A 16,587-nucleotide genomic window follows, 5' to 3' on the forward strand; every position below is an offset into this window, starting at 1 on the left:
TGTCACCCAATACCAAATCCCCTTAAATACCCCTTTAATACTTCCCGAGTTTTAACCAATAATAAATCCCCCCATCACCAGACAGAGTGATCCCTATAATGATCCTTACTTTTGATTCTTAAATTTTACTAATTATGAGTCTTCAGTTCATCCCAAATGGCCTCACTTGCATGAAACTTAGGGAAGGTTCTTGCATATCATTCAAGAATCGAATCATTTCAAGAAGTAACTTCTCTCTGCTAAAAGGCCTTATCCACCAAGGATAAGGCCCTCTTATCTTTATGGACTACAATTTACTTAATGCCTCATAGTGTGTGGACTGTAACTGACAACACAATCAGTGGTTGGTGGGTTATTCAATACACCTATCTTTTCCCGAATGGAACTCCAGAACCGTCCCCACGTCCTTCACATTTTATGTAATAAAACCTCACACACTTATAGAATCCATCTCCCTCCCTTTGTTACCTTTTATATAGAAAATAAAAGACATAGGGAAGAAAGAGGAGATGACAATGGGGAATAAAAAGAAGGTAAAAACAATCGGCATCATCGGTGTAACTGCAGCTACGCTCATAACCGCAACACTAGTATTAAACAACCCTACAAGCGGAGCTAAGACTCAAAAGGAGGAGTCCTTTAAAATTCTTCAAACAACAACGGCAGATAAGGTGGAAGGAAAATACTATCTTCCAACTTCATTGGATACGATGCAATGGGGGCATCTGCCAAACCGTGATAGCAAGCCTATTATGAGCATCCCTTCAGGAAGCACCATCACGGTTGACACTCTATCACATGAAGGAATCCTTGAAGACCAAGGACGTGATCCAGTTGAATACTTTAGTCAATTTGGTATAAGCGAGGAGCAAATATTAGAAGAGGCGATTGAAATAACTAGTTCTGATATCGAACATGATTTTGATGCTCATGGACCCCATATCGTTACAGGCCCGGTTGCAGTGGAAGGGGCGGAACCAGGTGATGTGTTAAAGGTAGAGGTTTTATCCTTAGCACCAAGGGTCCCGTATGGCGTTATTTCGAACCGCCACTATAAAGGAGCACTTCCAGGTGAATTCCCTGAAAACGAAGGCCGCCAAGAAGGCGCAAGTGCTGAACATCCTGAGCTTTACAACAACGTCTCGAAGTTTACCCCATTAGAAGAGATCAACGGAAAATACTATGGGGTATTACCAATTGAAACAGGCGGAGAGGTTCGCTTCCCTGTAAAGCCTTTTATGGGAATGATGGGGGTTGCTCCTAATACAAGCGATAAGCTTAGTTCTGTTCCTCCTATTGAAACTGGAGGCAATATTGATATCAATGAACTAGGCGTTGGATCCACTTTATACCTGCCAGTCCAAGTGAAAGATGCCCTCTTCTTCACTGGAGACCCTCACTTTGCACAGGGGGATGGCGAAGTTGCCTTAACTGCTTGGGAAGCATCTTTACGTGGTACCTTCCGTTTAACGGTAGTAAAGCAGGATGACCCTTCCCTTCCGAACAACGGTGAGTTTACTCAACCATTTGCCGAAACAGAAGATTACTGGATTCCAATTGGCCTTGATGAGGATTTAGATGAAGCGATGAAAGAAAGCGTCCGCGAAGCTGTAGGCTTTTTAAACGAAAAGCTTGGAATGGATCGCGCAACGGCTATGGCCTATATGAGTGCTACAACCGATTATGAAGTGTCCCAGGTCGTGGATAAAACGAAAGGAATTCATGCATTAATTGAAAAAAGGCATTTCATTGATAATCTAGAATTAGAAGTGTATGTCGATGAAAATAAAATTGACTCTAAACTAGCCAACGATGAATTCTATGTCTCGATTGATTCCCTAATTGAGAGCTTAGGAGGCAAAACGAAAACCAATCATAAAAAAGGTGCTGTCAATGTTACGACAACTACAGGATCTCAAAAAACAACATTCGTTGAAAAGTCTGTTATCTATACAGTGGACGGAAAAGAACTGCAGCTTGACGCCATTCCAGTCGTCATCAACGATGAGCTCCACGTTCCAATTTCCGTTATTGATGACCTGCTTGGAGTAAAAGTAAACTGGACAACTACAGGAAAGACCTTAGTTGCTAACGTTAGTTTCGATACAAAGAAATAAGCCACATTTAGACGGTTCCTTCACCAGAACCGTCTTTCCCTTTGGCACTTTTCTCAACCCTTATCGATTTTGGAGATGAACTAGGAATGTCCTAGCGAGAGACAGAGGGACAGGTACCATGTCCCGGGATAAAGAAAGGCTAATATTGCTTCCGTGTTTACAAAAGAACCCTTTCCCTACAAAGCAAAAGGGCATGATATCTATTTATATCAACTTCTCAATCTACAAATATCGAGAAAACTCGGTGGTGACAGACATAGCAATTCTTAACCCATACAGCAAATCGTCTTGTTCCCTCCCCCTTTACCTAAACATGAAGACACCATTTGGCTAATCCATATCCGATAAGAAGAACGACCAGCAACAATCGAAAGACCCTCGTCCCATTTCATAACAACTCCACTCTCACTCTTGCCATTAAGATTAGCATCCTAATACAAAACTAAAAACCGCTTGAACAGTTAAGAGATATGACCGTGGATTAGCAATAAACCTTTCACATTAGTGCTTTATCCTACTAAAAGATAAGAGATAACGAAATACAAAAACAAAAAGGAACGCTTCTTGTTAGTTAATAACAAATAGCCTCCCTCCTCTAATCAATACAACCATGTGCTTCTTATGAGACTCAGGGTTATCCCAGTATGTCATTTTACAACTCAATAGCATAAGTCAAATGGGACATGAGAACCGTCCCCACGTCCTCCCTAGGTCACATGCTCTACACTATTTTTTGGACACTGCTTTGCTTTGGTTGTATTCTTCTTTTTGAATCTTCTTCATTCGAATTGGTGCATAAATCAATACAGCTATCAGAACCAATCCTAGATAACCAATTAGCGGGTAGAAGTAACTAACAAGATCGGTGAACCCGACGAAACTAGCGGCAAACGCGACAATCATGGTTCCAACGAAGAACCTTTTAAAACTAGGAGTTCCCACCTTAACGAAACGAGCCACAAAGGAGTAGAACATGCTGATCGCTGTGCTGAAAATCATTGCAAATAGAACAAGCGACATAATGGTGCCAAGGACAGGCGAAAGATTATTCACAATCCTCAGCATCGGCATGTCCATGCCTGCCACACTTTCAATTTTTGAAAAAATAGCCAGGTGGCTCACCAGAATGAGAATGCCAAGCCCGATTCCTCCGACCAATCCACCTAATGCTGCTGTTCTTCTGTTGGTTTCCGCTCCACCCATTACAATGGCCATTGATGCACCTACCGCCACGTTAAAGGATACATAATTGATGCCAGAAATAAACCAATTTGGCAAAGTAGTCGGCTGCTCCTTGGCAATATGATCTAAAGAGGCGAATGAACCATCCATATTCATGAAACTATAGATCGAAATAATCGCTACAAATAAAATCAAAAATGGCGTTATTCCGCTAATGATTCCTACAACACGGTCAACCTTCAACATTCCAGTCAGAAGGATAAGGAGCGTCATAAGAATTGTCCCCGCAAGAACCGGCAAACCAAATTGCTGATTCAAATTAGACCCAGCACCCGCTATCATCACAACGCCTACACCAAATACAGTAAAGATCAGAATATAATCAATAATGGCCCCTAAATATCTACCGCTAATCTTATAGAGGACATCTTTATGGGATGAGGTTTTCATACTGCTGCCCAGCCATACAAGCGTCATTCCAGCAAAGGAAAATAAAACGGTCGCAACCACTGAACCCAAAATTCCCATCAGGCCAAAGCTAGTAAAATATTGAAGAACTTCCTGCCCCGAAGCAAATCCGGCGCCAACAATTACTCCAATAAAAGCACTCCCAATTGTAAGAACTTTTTTCATAAGAATCCCCCTCAAGTTGTCCATTTGTTCAGTATATAGCAAAAACTCATGCTGGTCACGAGGACGTGAAAACATTAAGAAAAATAGGGACGATTCTCCCATCCTACAGAAATACATCTTTCCTACTAAAATAATAACCCTGAGCTTGATTAAAGTCTCAGGGTTTTAACAAACAGCTACTCTATGAATTTTCGAAAGTAATCGGGTGGTAAGTAGGCAGTTTTCCCAAATTAGATACAATAAATAGAAGAATTTATGGATAAAAAATAAAAGGAATGGAAGCAACAAATAAATAAAAATTATGGTTTTTATAAAGGAAATTCAGAAAAGAGAAAGAATAGAAGAGACTGACTAAATGATGGGAAGATATGAAAAAACAACACTGAAAAGAAGAATGCTTGAAAGAAAAGAAAGTAGATACAAGAGGAAAACAATCATCAAATCTAAGAATAATAGGATTTAATTTCATTTTCCCCTCCACAAAATATACTAATATTCTCATTTAAATTTCGTCCAATTTTGGATTAGCACATCATTTTACCAAGAAGTCCACGACAGCCACCAAACTCGGATGTACTATCCATTCCAACTACCAGTATTCTTATATAATGTAATGATTGGATAGTTATCCTCCTCACCCGTATAGGGTATCGTTTCTGTAAAGATCCACACGGAGTCACCTTTATCAATCATTGTTTCTATTTCTTCAGAGTAGGGGCCACTATACCACTCCTCTAAAAATAGTTCTTTCCAATTATTTTTTATGGGTGCATGCACTGAAAGATAATGAGCTTGTTCAAATAATGTTCCGGTCTCTCCGTTATTCTCTTCCTTATGTTCCTCTATAATAGTCCAAACCTCTTCAGCAGTTAGATTATCAAAAAAATTTTCAGACCAATTTATTCCCTTTGCATAAACATACTCTGAGCTACCCATATATTCATCAAATATAAAGGTCCGTAGCGTTTCTTTTAAAGGTTCCATTTCTTCGAGAGAGACCTGTTTCTTTTCTTGTATCGTTATTACAGAATCATTTCTACTATTTTCTCCTTGATCCTCTTTGATGTCTTTTTCTGTAAGCACCATACTTTTTGAGGGATTTTTATTAGTTGAAAGTCTACTTTTCTGTTCATTGCCATTATTAGCCTCGGCAGGAGAGGAATCTAGTGAACACCCAAATTGAAGGACAGAAAACAACAAAAAGGTTCCTAATAGATACAAGCGAGACATTATATCTCCTCCAAAATATTTAATACCCACTGTGAAAACATTTCTGTGAAACAAGAAAGTACCTGATGCATCTCGTTATCTTTCAATCCTAAATTTTACTCCGTTCAAACTAATATTCAGTATTGAAGAAGATAGTTTTTGAGGATTGTAAATCAAAGACAAAACCTAAACAATTAAAACAAAGAAAGTTGTGTCATCCTTTCATAATCTACTTTGACACTTTTATGGGCATTTTTTATCGTTTGAATATTTCTCCTTCGTAATAAATTTACATCTTTAACTATATTAAGTCCGGTCTCACTTTGCATCTTTTCTATCTCTGCACATAGATTATCCTTAAATTGACTTTCACGTGATAACTCTTCTTGAAGTTTTATATTCTTTAAAGCTTTTTCCTCTAATGTTTCAACCTCCTTTTTCTTTTTCTCTTGGTTGTGTAATTTCATTATTTCCCGACCTTCTTTTACCTTTAGATCGATTACCTCATTTAAAATTAAACCAACTTCCATTGAGGCGATATTATAGGAGCCATAAATATCATTTATATCAATACTCGTTAAATCTTTAATCTTTTTCTTTAACCTCTCAGATATAAAAGATAATAAAGAATCAGCCAAATAAGGTGAACCCTTTGTTGTATATGGACTTAATTGCTCCAGTTTCCTTTCAGATAGCATTTCCTTTACCATGGAAAGTAAAATTTGCTTCATAGGTTTCAAAGTTTTTAAATTGTGCTGAAAGATTCCTTCTACCCTTCCTATACTATCCCCTTGGGAGGTCCCTGTTTGAGTTAAATTTTCATCCCTTATCTTTATTCCCGCTACTTCGTTATTTTTCTTTTCATGAAGTTCTATCTTTTCGTATTGATTTATTTGCAATTCGTTTAACTCATCATAAATTTTATCTACTCGCTGCACTTCTTTCATCAAACTATTTAGCTGATCCTCTAGTCCTTCTAGTATGAAATGTTTCTTAGCATATAAGATTTCATTTTTTTCCGTCTCACTTATTCCCGGAACATTCTCTAAAGGCTCCGCGTACTGTACGTGCCCTTCTTCGGATGCAATCTTCAGATTAACTCCCAGTTTTTTTAGTATTTCCCCACCTGAATAAACCTTCGAAGCCTTATGATTTCTATAACGTTGCTTATGTCCATAATTATGGTTTTCTACATTGTTCTGGTGCTCCTCTTTTGCTTTCGATTCCTCTTGAGGTTCTAATAACTTATTTCTCAGAACATTTAGCAACTCATTTAACTCTTCATAAGTCTTATCTACTTTTTTCTTTTCATCCATCAAGGCACTTAACTGTTCCTCAATGTTGTTCAAAATATATTGCTTCTTGGCATATAGTTTATCTCTTTTTTTCGTCTCATCGATTATCTGAAGGATATCCAGAGGTTGCTCATCCTTTAATTGTTCAAGCTCTTCATCGTGTGCAGTCTTAAAATCTATTTCAGTTCCTAGCTCTTTTAGGATATCCTCCCCAGAGAATTCCTTTTCAATTGTATGAATCCCCTCTGTATGCTTTAACTCATATGAATATTCTTCATTGTTCTTTGCTGCTTCATATTCCATACTTTTTATATCAGTTGCTAATAAAGAATCCACTACTAATTCTTGTTGCATTCGGAAAATCTCCAATGATTCTTCTAAAACATCTGTTTTTCTAATAATGAAGAAATGCCCCTCATGATTTACCGCAACCACATATTTATAGGTATCCATGATATAGTAAAAGCTTTTAGGGATGGCCCCTTTAACAACAAATGGTGACGGAACTGAAAAAGGCAGTACCCTTTCCTCATAACTAGATGTTCCATCCTCATATTGAACTAATACCTGCTCCTTAGTAGAGGTAAAATTCCCTTCTCCAAAAAATGAATCTAAGACAATAACCCACGCTGTAGGGATTCCTACCTCAGTATATGTATTTGTTCTTTCTGCTATTGTAGAACACTTTATTGTTGGACTGGCTTGTACTTCTATGGCCAAGACATCCTTGTTCTTAATTACTGCTACATCTGTACGAACCTGTTTCCTTTTGGATTTAAATACTCGCTCCGCAAAAACCTCATAACCTCTACTTTTAAATCTTTCATAAAGGTTTCTTTTTACTGATGCATGAGCTAAACTCTCAGCTTCGAAACATTCCTTTTTATTAGTATGAACAAAGTGATTATGGCGCCCATTTTGTTTTCTGAAGTACATACTAGAATCGCAAGAATAGCAATATATACTTTCCTTTAACTTATTCTTTAATATCTTATTTTCTTCATCTGTAAAAGTAGTTGAATCGACTTTTAACACAAACTTGTCTTGGAAGTCATCCTTGATTGAATTAGGAAATTTTTGTTGGTACTCTTCAATATATGGAATATATGCAAACCTAGGCATATTACATCCACCTCCTAAGCGTTAGTCAGTCTGTTAATCTGCAATAAAGTATTAAAGAACATCAAAAAATTGGATTGTTTTAAATTTAATCTCATAGAATTATGGATTTAAAATATCCCATTACCAACTGCAAAATTTATCAGAAAGGAAACGAACAATTCCCACTAATCTAATAGTACCACTTCTAGTGCTTATGAACTGGATAATTTCCATTTATTTATACAAATCTATCTCTTTAGGAAAGATTAGTGGACATCAATATCACAAAAATAGCCCATCTGCTATAGCAAATGGACGACCCATTATATCATCTAATTCCAACCCCAAATTCTACAAATCTCGATAAAACTCGGGTGGTGACTGGCCACCCCCTAATTCATACCAAAAGAATAAGTAAAAAGGATGCATAGAGCCTTCCACCCTACACATCCATCTCCCTTAATTTAGACCCCTAACTGGGACTTGAGAACCATCCCCACGTCCTTGGCAAATAATACATATTGTAAATACTCAAAATCACATGTAATAATAGTCCATGGTTAAACGTTGTTGTAGAACAAAAACGACATCACAGGGGGAATAACATGAATAAAAAATATATAGTAACGTTTGCATTAGCAACCTCGATCATGGCCTCACCATTCTTCAATAAAGCTGAAGCAGCAGACCTTTCACATACGGTACAATCTGGTGATACCCTTTGGAAAATCTCTCAACAGTATAAAGTGAGTGTTGTAGATATTAAGTCTTGGAATCAATTAACATCAGATACTATTAAAGCTGGACAAACACTTATTGTATCCGAAGCACCACAAACTACTTCTTACACAGTAAAAGCGGGAGATTCTTTATCGCTCATTGCTAAAATCCACAACACAACAGTAAATGACATCAAACACATGAACAACTTAACTTCTGACTTAATTAAAGTTGGACAAGTCCTCCAAATTCCTAATCAATCATCATCAGTAACTCCTAATATAACTCAACAAGCAAAAACATATACAGTTCAACCAGGAGACTCATTATGGAGAATTGCGACAAACAACGGATTAACGGTTGATCAATTAAAATCATTCAACGGATTAAAAAGTGATATTCTTTCTGTTGGACAAGTATTGAATCTAACAGCAGGACAAACACCAACACCGGAAGTGAAGAAATCGTTGAATGTTGATTTGTTACTTTCAGAAGCACAGAAACATATTGGTGTTCCGTATGTTTGGGGTGGGACCACTACAAAGGGATTTGACTGCTCTGGTTTCTTGAATTACGTGTATGCAAAAGCGGGAGTTTCAATCCCACGCACCGTTGAAACAATTTGGAATGCAATTACAAAAGTATCTTCACCACAAGCGGGCGATCTCGTATTCTTCACAACGTATAAAGCAGGACCAAGTCATGCAGGAATTTACATGGGCAACAACAAGTTTATCCATGCGGGTTCATCAACAGGTGTAACAATCACAGACATGAACAATTCTTACTGGAAGGCTCGTTATTTAGGAGCTAAAAAAGTCAATTTGTAAGTAGGAAAACATAGGGACGGAGGGTTCCTCCGTCCCACATAAATACATATTACTTGTTACAGCACATTAACTTCCTTCTTACAACAGGAATAATTCGGGTAGTTTAATCCATTACTAATTCACCGCCAAAAGGACAACAAGTAGGATAAATACCTTTTTCCTATCAATGCTATGGCTTTTCTGTTTACTCTTTCCACTCAAGTTAACACCAGTAGAAGAGACCCATTTTGGTTCCATATCCAGTACTAAATAAAACACGTGCACATTTTTGGCAAGTATTCCTTAAGGGTTCTTTATGGGTTTTACAGAAGGGGCATTTATAATAATGGTCTATTTTCCTATTAGAGGGGTTCTTTCTTGGTAATGGTTTGGATGTAGATAGCACAGTCCCTTTGAGTACTCTGTTCGCTTGTCCACTCAGTTGGCTATAACAAATTCCGCAAAGTAAAATTTTTCGATAGAATTCCCCCTTCTCTTCTGGATGAAGGATCCCAAAGGCAGCTAACTCCCCTTCAGTTAAAAGCTTCTTATTTCTATCCACGTACATAAACCTGAACATACTATCAAAGCTATTACAGTTTTGACATTTCAAAAAAAAATCAACCTATCTTTTTATTTTTATCCTCTTATATTTCGACAAATCCCCTCTACAGTTGAAAGACCCCGGCAAGCGCTTTTCTTGCCGGGGCCTTTCATCCTATATAAGTACTGTTCGACGACGGTATTCCCTAAATTTCTTTTCTAATAATTTCGTGAATTGTGTGGCTGCCACTACCAATACGTTATGATGATCTTTAATTGGGACAATGCATAAGGTACACCCCAACCTCTATATGAACAAATCTCGACAAAACCCGGGTGGTGACAGGCAACATACCATGTCCGTTTTTCCCCTTCCACACTATATAAAGAGTGAAAGGGGGTGAGCAACATGGCTCAAGCAATGTTAAAGAATTCGCGCCTTACACTATTGTTTGAAACAGGCTTAAATGAAAAGGGCGAACCCATCTTTAAAGGAAAGTCTTATGCAAATGTCCGTAAAGAAGCAACAGCGGATCAGCTTCATCAAGCCGCAACGGCCCTTGGAGGTCTCTGTGCGTACCCACTAAGCTCTGTGGAACGTACCGACAATCAAGACATTATTTAATCCTATTTAATGCTGAAGGAAGGAGGTGCTTAGAATGGCTAAAACACTAGAATTACAATTTGTGACCGAATTTGGCAGAGTCGCTCGTCTAACGGTCGATAATCCCACTGAGCCTGTTGATCCAACTGCTGTAAAGCTAGCGATGGAAAGCATTGTTGCTTCCAATGCCTTTTTCTCAAGCTATGGGAATTTAGTTGGTGTAAACAGCGCTCGGGTTGTCGAACGCAACGTCACCGACTATGAAATCGTGTAATAGGAATGAGGCCGGTTTCCAATAGGAACCGGCTTTTCTACTGAAAATAGGTAAGGAGGAACTGGACATGCAAGAGCTCATCCCACTAATTAGTGAAGTAGGGTTCCCAATCGTCGTCACATTGTACTTGCTGAACAGAATCGAAGCCAAGCTAGACAATGTCGTAGAATCGATTCAGAGCCTGCCCGAACGAATGAGAGAACGAGCTTGATGTTAAGGGACACGGGTTTATCTCGTGTCCCTTTCCCTCTTAATCTTCCACATCCTATCTTCACTCGTGAGCCTTCGTATGAGTATCTTCGCTATTCCCAAATTCCGACCAATTCCTTTAGCACTTCACATCCCTTTTCAGCTGGGACAACGAACCTGTCCCTCTGTCCCGACAAATTCTCCAAATTTCGCCATATTTTAACATGCTTCCCCGCTTTCCCTCTCTGCACTAAACATGACTCTAAAACCCTATAAGGACGCCATTTTATCAACCCTGTAAATACACATTGAGCGACAAATTATTGCTCTATGTAAACATTCTTGCCCTACCCAAACTTTTGTAGGATATACCCCGAGGATAACCTTTTCCCCTTCATGTGTAATGAAGGAAAAGGGGATTTTCCATGAAGAATAATGAGCCTGTTCATATTGGAAGGGTATTGAAGAAACTAAGAATGAGCAAGCAAATGTCGCAGGATGACTTAGCCAATCAAAGTTCTCTTGATCGAGGACACATAGGTAGTCTTGAACAAGATAAACACGAGCCAACCTTGAGTACGCTCCTGGCACTTGCCATTGGTTTAGACATTGATTTTATGGATTTAATGAGATTAATCTATAATGATTATAAAAATGGTTAAAGAACCGACCCGTTGAAAGTCTTACCTTTTTAAATTGTAGCAACCCAGAAGATTAGAGGGTCCCCTTCTCTTCTTCTGCCTTACTCTCACCAAGAACGACAAACTTGTCCTCTCCTTTCGATTTTCCTGATCTTAAGAATGACCTTCAATGCGCTACTTTTTCTTTATCAATAGATATTAAAAAAGTAAATCTTCTCATCTCAAAGGTGGAATCAAAATAGATATGATTGATTAGCCCGATTTAGAGACTCTGTTTATACACCAGACCATAACGATTTATAAAATAAACTAGCAGATTGCTACAAAGGAGTCGAACTACTTGTTCATTAAGGATCACTACTTCATCGACACAAAGTTTATGTTTATGATGACGCATTATGACCGGTGCGGGAATCCATGCGCGCAAGTTACAAGCACAAAAGGAACTTTTATCGTCGACCAGTCACCTGTTCAAGTTCTAAATGAGAGCATTCAACAGATTGGATTTAATTATCGCGGCGCCCTCGAGACATCCAAAAAGCTACTTGGCGAAATCCACATGTATCCGATTATGATTAATCCAATCTACCGAATAGTCGTATTTCCAACACGGTCACATCACCACGAAGACACCATCTGGTTTAACCCTCAACAAATTAAACGAACACTAAGCTTTAACCGCAAAACAATGATTCTATTTAATAACGGCACAACCATATTGGTTCCAATACGCCTAGCCTCCTTCAACACCAAACTTAAAAATGCTGAGCAATTAGAAAAGATGACGGCAGGTATTATCCTTCCACCCTTTACCTTTGTTCTAGACCCAAAGAAGAGACCTGCGAAAGAAGATAAATAACTGGGACAGGTTCACTGTCTCAGTTAGATCAAAAGAACCAGGCTAAAATCTTTCCCGCATAGAAATAAGACAAACAAGACCCAGAGCATAGAGAATCTACTAGACCAAAAGGAGAAAACAACATGACTGGAATTATTAAACGCCGGAAAACTACGAATTTTGCTCAAATCCACAACCATGTTTTACAAAGCATTTCAGATATCCGAGCAATTGGCTTGATTGCTCACTTAATGTCCATGCCAACCGAGTGGGTCATCCGCAAAACGCATCTTTATAGCAAATTTGGTCGTGCACCTGTTACGAACGGAATCGGCGTCCTCGAGGAGCATAAATATTGGGTCCACATTACCTTTCGTGACGGGAGCAAGAATATCCATGCTTATCATATTTCAGATGTGCCTTTTACCGACTCCGAAGTTACCCTCATGATTAAAGAACTCTGTGAAGCTGGTTTTCGGGTGAATAACATTAGTGAGCATTTTCTTCATTTGCTTCCTGGTAAAAGAACGGAAAATGTCTGCACTTCTTCAAATGTCGATTCTCAACAGTCGAATCTCAACAATTCAAGTTCAACTGTTGAAAACGAGCAGCTATTAAATACAGAACCACAAAGAAAGAGTAAACAAATAAACAAGAATCAAAGAAACATTGTTAATTTACAACAGACTAGCGCTTTTCTTGAAGGAGATGATTTTAAACAAGCACTAACAGCTGCCTGTCACGAGCTCTACTCTAAGTTCGCACCAGGAAGATGGAGCAAACAAGCCTGGCAAACTTTGATTGAATCCTTTGTAGAGGAAACAGTTAAAACCGGAAGATTCAAAAACATCCCAGTCGATAACATCCCTTCCTATGCCCATGCCGCCATTAGCAACATGGTTCATTCATTCGATTGTAAAAACGGCAGAAAAAAGATGTATAAAATCATCCCTACCCGACCTGTCCCTTTTTATAATTGGGTTGAGGGAACATCAGAAGAAGAAGAACCAATTAGAACATAATGACCACAAAAGGAGGAGGAATGGTTGGTCCTCCCCTTTTATTCGAAATATGATGGTACAAACTCAAGGGGCAATAGGAAGGAATGAATCTGTTATTTTCCAATCAACCTAAAGATGTTCCAATTTATTTAGGACACTCCTGCAATACTTCCCCCGCTTTTCCCTATCGGTTCCTTCATAATAGTCAAGTATTCTATTAAGCTGGACAAACCGAAGCGGAACCACGTGGGGATTAAGATAATAATGAAAACTACTCCACGGATAATGTTCAGGTTGCTTGACCATTTTCGCTGCTACGGGATTTAAATGAATATAGCGACTAACTTCAAGCATTCCCTCTTTATCCTCAATCAGTTTGTCGTAAAAACGTTTTTCAAAGACATGTCCGGTGATCCGGTATTTTGTATTATAGTAGTTTGCATAGCGTTTATTCACAAGTGACATTAGCTTTGAAAGAGAGGCTTCCTTGCTGCAAATTTGAAGGTGAAAATGGTTGGTCATAAAACAATAGGACGTGATTTCAAAAGGGTATTTTTCATGAAGCTGATGAAGAATATACAGCATGGCTTCAAAATCGGTCACATTTCGAAAAAGCGGATCTCGGCGGTTTCCTCGGCAAACAACATGATAATAACGATTAGGGAGGAAGATTCGTTTTGGTCTACTCATTATGTTTCCCTCGCCACGCTCTGTTGTTTTTGGAGACTCCATCGTCTAAGACTAAACGCTTCCCAAAGAGAGCTGTCGCTAATTGTATCTTCCCCAGCCAGGTCTGAGATGGTACGCGCCAAACGAATGATTTTGATTTGGACCCGATTGCTCCAATTCTGCTTTGCCGCTACCTTCAGCAGCAACCGTTGTTGGTCGGTCGTCAAGGGACTCCTTTCCGTCAACTTTTCAAATGGAACCTTAGCATTCGCTATTTCTGCCTGATAGCGCTGATACTGGAGTTCACGTGCTTTCTCTACTCTAGCACGAATGTCATCCGAAGTTTCTTGTCTTTTCCCGCCCTGATCCAAATTGACAGACTGTAGTGATAGTAATAGATCAATACGGTCATAAACCGGCCCAGATATTCGATTGCGGTAGGAAAGAATTTGTTTTTCTGAACAAGTACAATAATGATGATTGGATCCTAGATATCCGCATGGACATGGATTCAGGGCTCCAATTAAAAGAAAGGAAGATGGGTAGGTAACAGTGGAATGGACTCTGCTAATCGTAACGGTCCCGGTTTCAAGAGGCTGACGCAGCATATCTAGCGTCTTCTTTGTAAACTCGGCCATTTCATCAAGGAACAAAACACCACGATGAGCAAGCGAGATTTCTCCTGGTCTCGGTGAGGAACCTCCCCCAATAATGGCAACGGCGGATGCCGAATGATGGGGGTGCCGAAAAGGAACTTGATGATGAACCCCTCTTTTCTCTCCAGCTAATTGATAGAGACTCATCACTTCTAGCTGCGCCTTACTCGTTAGAGACGGAAGAATAGATGGAAAGGTTTCTGCGAGAAGGCTTTTTCCACACCCAGGTGGACCAGTCATTAATACATTATGTTCCCCCGCAGCTGCAATTTCTAGCGCTCGCTTTGGATATTCATGGCCAATCACATGGCGAAAGTCTTTTGAATAAGGTTCAACCTTCGAAGGATTTGGGTCTAATTGTTAGAGATGGCAAAAACGAAAGACTACTCTGGCCCTCTAAGTGATTGACCACCTCTTCAATGTGATTAACAACTACACAATCTAAACCTTCTAGCATATGAATCGGAATAAAAGGATCGTGCGGAAAGTAGACCTGCTTCATCCCAAGACCCATAGCTGAAACAAGTGCTGGCAGCATTCCTTCCGCTTTCTCGACCGTTCCATCAAGAGATAAAGCCCCAATAAAAGCCGTATCTCTAGGAATATCACTCTCAATCATACCCAGCTCTTTTAAAGCAGCAATCCCAATCGCTAAATCAAACAGTGGGCCGTTTTTCTTTTGCTCAGAAGGAGAAAGGTTCACCACCACCTTCTGGTCGGTCACATCAGCACCAAAATGACTCAATGCCGCAATCACTCGCTCCCGCGACTCCTTCACCGACGCAACCAGCAACCCCACAATCGTCATCGACTCAGTCCCAGGTGATATCCGAACCTCCACCTGCACACGGTACCCCTCAAGCCCTTTAAGACCAATACTCGACACTTTAACCGTCACAAAAAAAACCTCCAAACCTATTTAGTTTTCAGTACTTAAAAGGAATTAAAAGAATGGAAAAAACAGTAGCTCAAAACAGAAGAATTTAGAAGTAAAACTACAATGGGTAGAAAAATTGAAGAAAAACTATAAGCGAAAAGAGGAATCTACCAAGTAACATTTCGACAGAAACAATCAAGTTCCTTCAAACACCAAAAATATTTTTAGAAAAGTTAAAGACAGAAGAGGCCCTCTCAGTAGGATTCCCTTCTGCCTTTCCCAACAACACAAATATATTATCAATCTACAAATCTCGACATAACTCGGGTGGTGACAGGCACCCGAACCAAGGGAATTACTACTGCGATTCTAGATAGACTTCTCCATCGAGTGGAAGTTATTCATATTGATGAAGACAGTTATCGAATGAAACATCGAAGCACGATATTTGAAAATGATATTGTTTAAACGATATAGCAAAAGGTGTTCAATCGTACTTGGCATCGTAGCATATAAAGCGTCAACTAACAGTCGGAGGTAGAGCAAACAATGAATATATTAACAGTACAAGAGGCTGCCCAACTCATGCATTCATATGGGATAAAGTGCGACATCAATAAGGTAAAGGAATGGTTAAGCGAAGGTAAACTTAATAGTAAAGAATATAAAGGCACGTATACCATAAGCGAGGAGGATGTCTATAACTTTTTAGAGGCATATAGGTGGGAAGGAACTGCTTATGAACAGGGCATAGATGATATAACAAAGATCAGTAGATTACTAGAGGAAATTGCCGACCTAAGGCAAGAAGTGTGTGAATTAAAAAAGGAAAACGGAAAATTAGTAGATCAGCTTGGGATATTACCATTTTAAATTAGAAAAACAGTTTCCCCCTCCCTACCTAAGGCTGGCTTGGTGGGGGATTTTTAACTCAAAAGTGTTCAAAATTAATTAGCAAAAAGTGTTCAAAACTACTTGACGGTTACAGGAGGATTTATAACCCCTCCTAAGCCTCTTGACAAAATTCAGGTGGGGACTAGGCACCCTAACCTCAGACACTTCATAATGATGAGAAGAAAAAAAGGAACCAAGCCTTATCAGACCTGGTTTCTAAGAGTAAATCTGAATTTATAACTGTCTACTTTCGAGATTGCAACCCACAGGCACGAGAACCCAAACGATCATCCACTTGTGGAACATCCTGTGAAACAAGAAAAACCGGGGGGGTG

At 39.2% G+C, this 16,587-nt stretch carries 15 protein-coding genes and 1 pseudogene; 10 read left to right on the forward strand and 6 right to left on the reverse strand.

What is annotated here, in order from left to right:
* Window positions 1-515 precede the first annotated feature (515 nt).
* The gene (locus tag H0185_RS10910) at window positions 516-2,117 is read left to right on the forward strand and encodes an acetamidase/formamidase family protein (protein WP_221873524.1); all 1,602 of its coding nucleotides are present in this window, start codon (window positions 516-518) and stop codon (window positions 2,115-2,117) included.
* A 726-nt stretch (window positions 2,118-2,843) separates the two neighbouring features.
* Here the strand turns inward: H0185_RS10910 and H0185_RS10915 are convergent.
* From H0185_RS10915 to H0185_RS10925, 3 genes are all read right to left on the reverse strand, one after another.
* Window positions 2,844-3,932 carry a YkvI family membrane protein gene (locus H0185_RS10915; RefSeq protein WP_221873525.1) on the reverse strand — a complete coding sequence of 363 codons (1,089 nt, stop codon included), beginning with the start codon at window positions 3,930-3,932 and terminating at the stop codon, window positions 2,844-2,846.
* A gap of 576 nt (window positions 3,933-4,508) precedes the next feature.
* Window positions 4,509-5,162, reverse strand: a complete 654-nt coding sequence (locus tag H0185_RS10920) for a hypothetical protein (protein WP_221873526.1) — start codon at window positions 5,160-5,162, stop codon at window positions 4,509-4,511.
* Between the two features lie 173 nt (window positions 5,163-5,335).
* Window positions 5,336-7,558, reverse strand: coding sequence for a competence protein CoiA family protein (locus H0185_RS10925; protein WP_221873527.1), 2,223 nt, complete (start codon window positions 7,556-7,558; stop codon window positions 5,336-5,338).
* 584 nt (window positions 7,559-8,142) lie between these two features.
* On the opposite strand from H0185_RS10925, the gene H0185_RS10930 reads away from it, so the two are divergent.
* The 7 genes from H0185_RS10930 to H0185_RS10960 all read left to right on the forward strand — a co-directional run bounded on the left by H0185_RS10930 (window position 8,143) and on the right by H0185_RS10960 (window position 13,177).
* The gene (locus tag H0185_RS10930; protein ID WP_246629136.1) at window positions 8,143-9,087 is read left to right on the forward strand and encodes a C40 family peptidase; all 945 of its coding nucleotides are present in this window, start codon (window positions 8,143-8,145) and stop codon (window positions 9,085-9,087) included.
* Between the two features lie 931 nt (window positions 9,088-10,018).
* Complete coding sequence (locus tag H0185_RS10935) at window positions 10,019-10,234, forward strand: DUF1659 domain-containing protein (protein ID WP_221873528.1); 216 nt, start codon at window positions 10,019-10,021, stop codon at window positions 10,232-10,234.
* A 34-nt stretch (window positions 10,235-10,268) separates the two neighbouring features.
* Window positions 10,269-10,487: a DUF2922 domain-containing protein gene (locus H0185_RS10940; RefSeq protein WP_221873529.1), complete on the forward strand. Its 219-nt coding sequence runs from the start codon at window positions 10,269-10,271 to the stop codon at window positions 10,485-10,487.
* Between the two features lie 67 nt (window positions 10,488-10,554).
* The gene (locus H0185_RS10945; protein ID WP_221873530.1) at window positions 10,555-10,698 is read left to right on the forward strand and encodes a YvrJ family protein; all 144 of its coding nucleotides are present in this window, start codon (window positions 10,555-10,557) and stop codon (window positions 10,696-10,698) included.
* Window positions 10,699-11,101: 403 nt separating this feature from the next.
* Window positions 11,102-11,338 (forward strand): helix-turn-helix domain-containing protein, encoded by a 237-nt coding sequence (locus H0185_RS10950; protein WP_221873531.1) that lies wholly within the window; start codon window positions 11,102-11,104, stop codon window positions 11,336-11,338.
* A 319-nt stretch (window positions 11,339-11,657) separates the two neighbouring features.
* Window positions 11,658-12,176, forward strand: a complete 519-nt coding sequence (locus H0185_RS10955; protein ID WP_221873532.1) for a competence protein ComK — start codon at window positions 11,658-11,660, stop codon at window positions 12,174-12,176.
* 122 nt (window positions 12,177-12,298) lie between these two features.
* Window positions 12,299-13,177 (forward strand): hypothetical protein, encoded by an 879-nt coding sequence (locus H0185_RS10960; protein WP_221873533.1) that lies wholly within the window; start codon window positions 12,299-12,301, stop codon window positions 13,175-13,177.
* 108 nt (window positions 13,178-13,285) lie between these two features.
* On the opposite strand, the gene H0185_RS10965 is transcribed toward H0185_RS10960, so the two are convergent.
* Genes H0185_RS10965 through H0185_RS24015 form a run of 3 tightly spaced genes read right to left on the reverse strand, consistent with a single transcriptional unit; the run spans window position 13,286 to window position 15,379 of the window.
* The gene (locus H0185_RS10965) at window positions 13,286-13,846 is read right to left on the reverse strand and encodes an REP-associated tyrosine transposase (RefSeq protein WP_221873534.1); all 561 of its coding nucleotides are present in this window, start codon (window positions 13,844-13,846) and stop codon (window positions 13,286-13,288) included.
* A complete protein-coding gene (locus H0185_RS24465; protein WP_343223133.1) occupies window positions 13,846-14,787 on the reverse strand; it encodes a YifB family Mg chelatase-like AAA ATPase in 942 nt (313 codons plus the stop codon). Before H0185_RS24465 ends, H0185_RS10965 begins: the two co-directional genes overlap by 1 nt.
* A gap of 25 nt (window positions 14,788-14,812) precedes the next feature.
* Entirely contained in the window at window positions 14,813-15,379 is a 567-nt protein-coding gene (locus H0185_RS24015; RefSeq protein ID WP_343223134.1) for a magnesium chelatase domain-containing protein, read from the reverse strand.
* A gap of 327 nt (window positions 15,380-15,706) precedes the next feature.
* On the opposite strand from H0185_RS24015, the pseudogene H0185_RS10975 reads away from it, so the two are divergent.
* Together H0185_RS10975 and H0185_RS10980 are read left to right on the forward strand one after the other, a co-directional pair.
* Window positions 15,707-15,826 (forward strand): annotated as a pseudogene (locus tag H0185_RS10975) (ATP-binding protein); the annotation flags it as partial.
* An 81-nt stretch (window positions 15,827-15,907) separates the two neighbouring features.
* Entirely contained in the window at window positions 15,908-16,231 is a 324-nt protein-coding gene (locus H0185_RS10980; protein WP_221873535.1) for a MerR family transcriptional regulator, read from the forward strand.
* Window positions 16,232-16,587: the final 356 nt, after the last annotated feature.

The sequence above is a fragment of the Mesobacillus maritimus genome (genome assembly GCF_019749255.1).
Classification (GTDB): Bacteria; Bacillota; Bacilli; order Bacillales; family Cytobacillaceae; genus Mesobacillus_B; species Mesobacillus_B maritimus_A.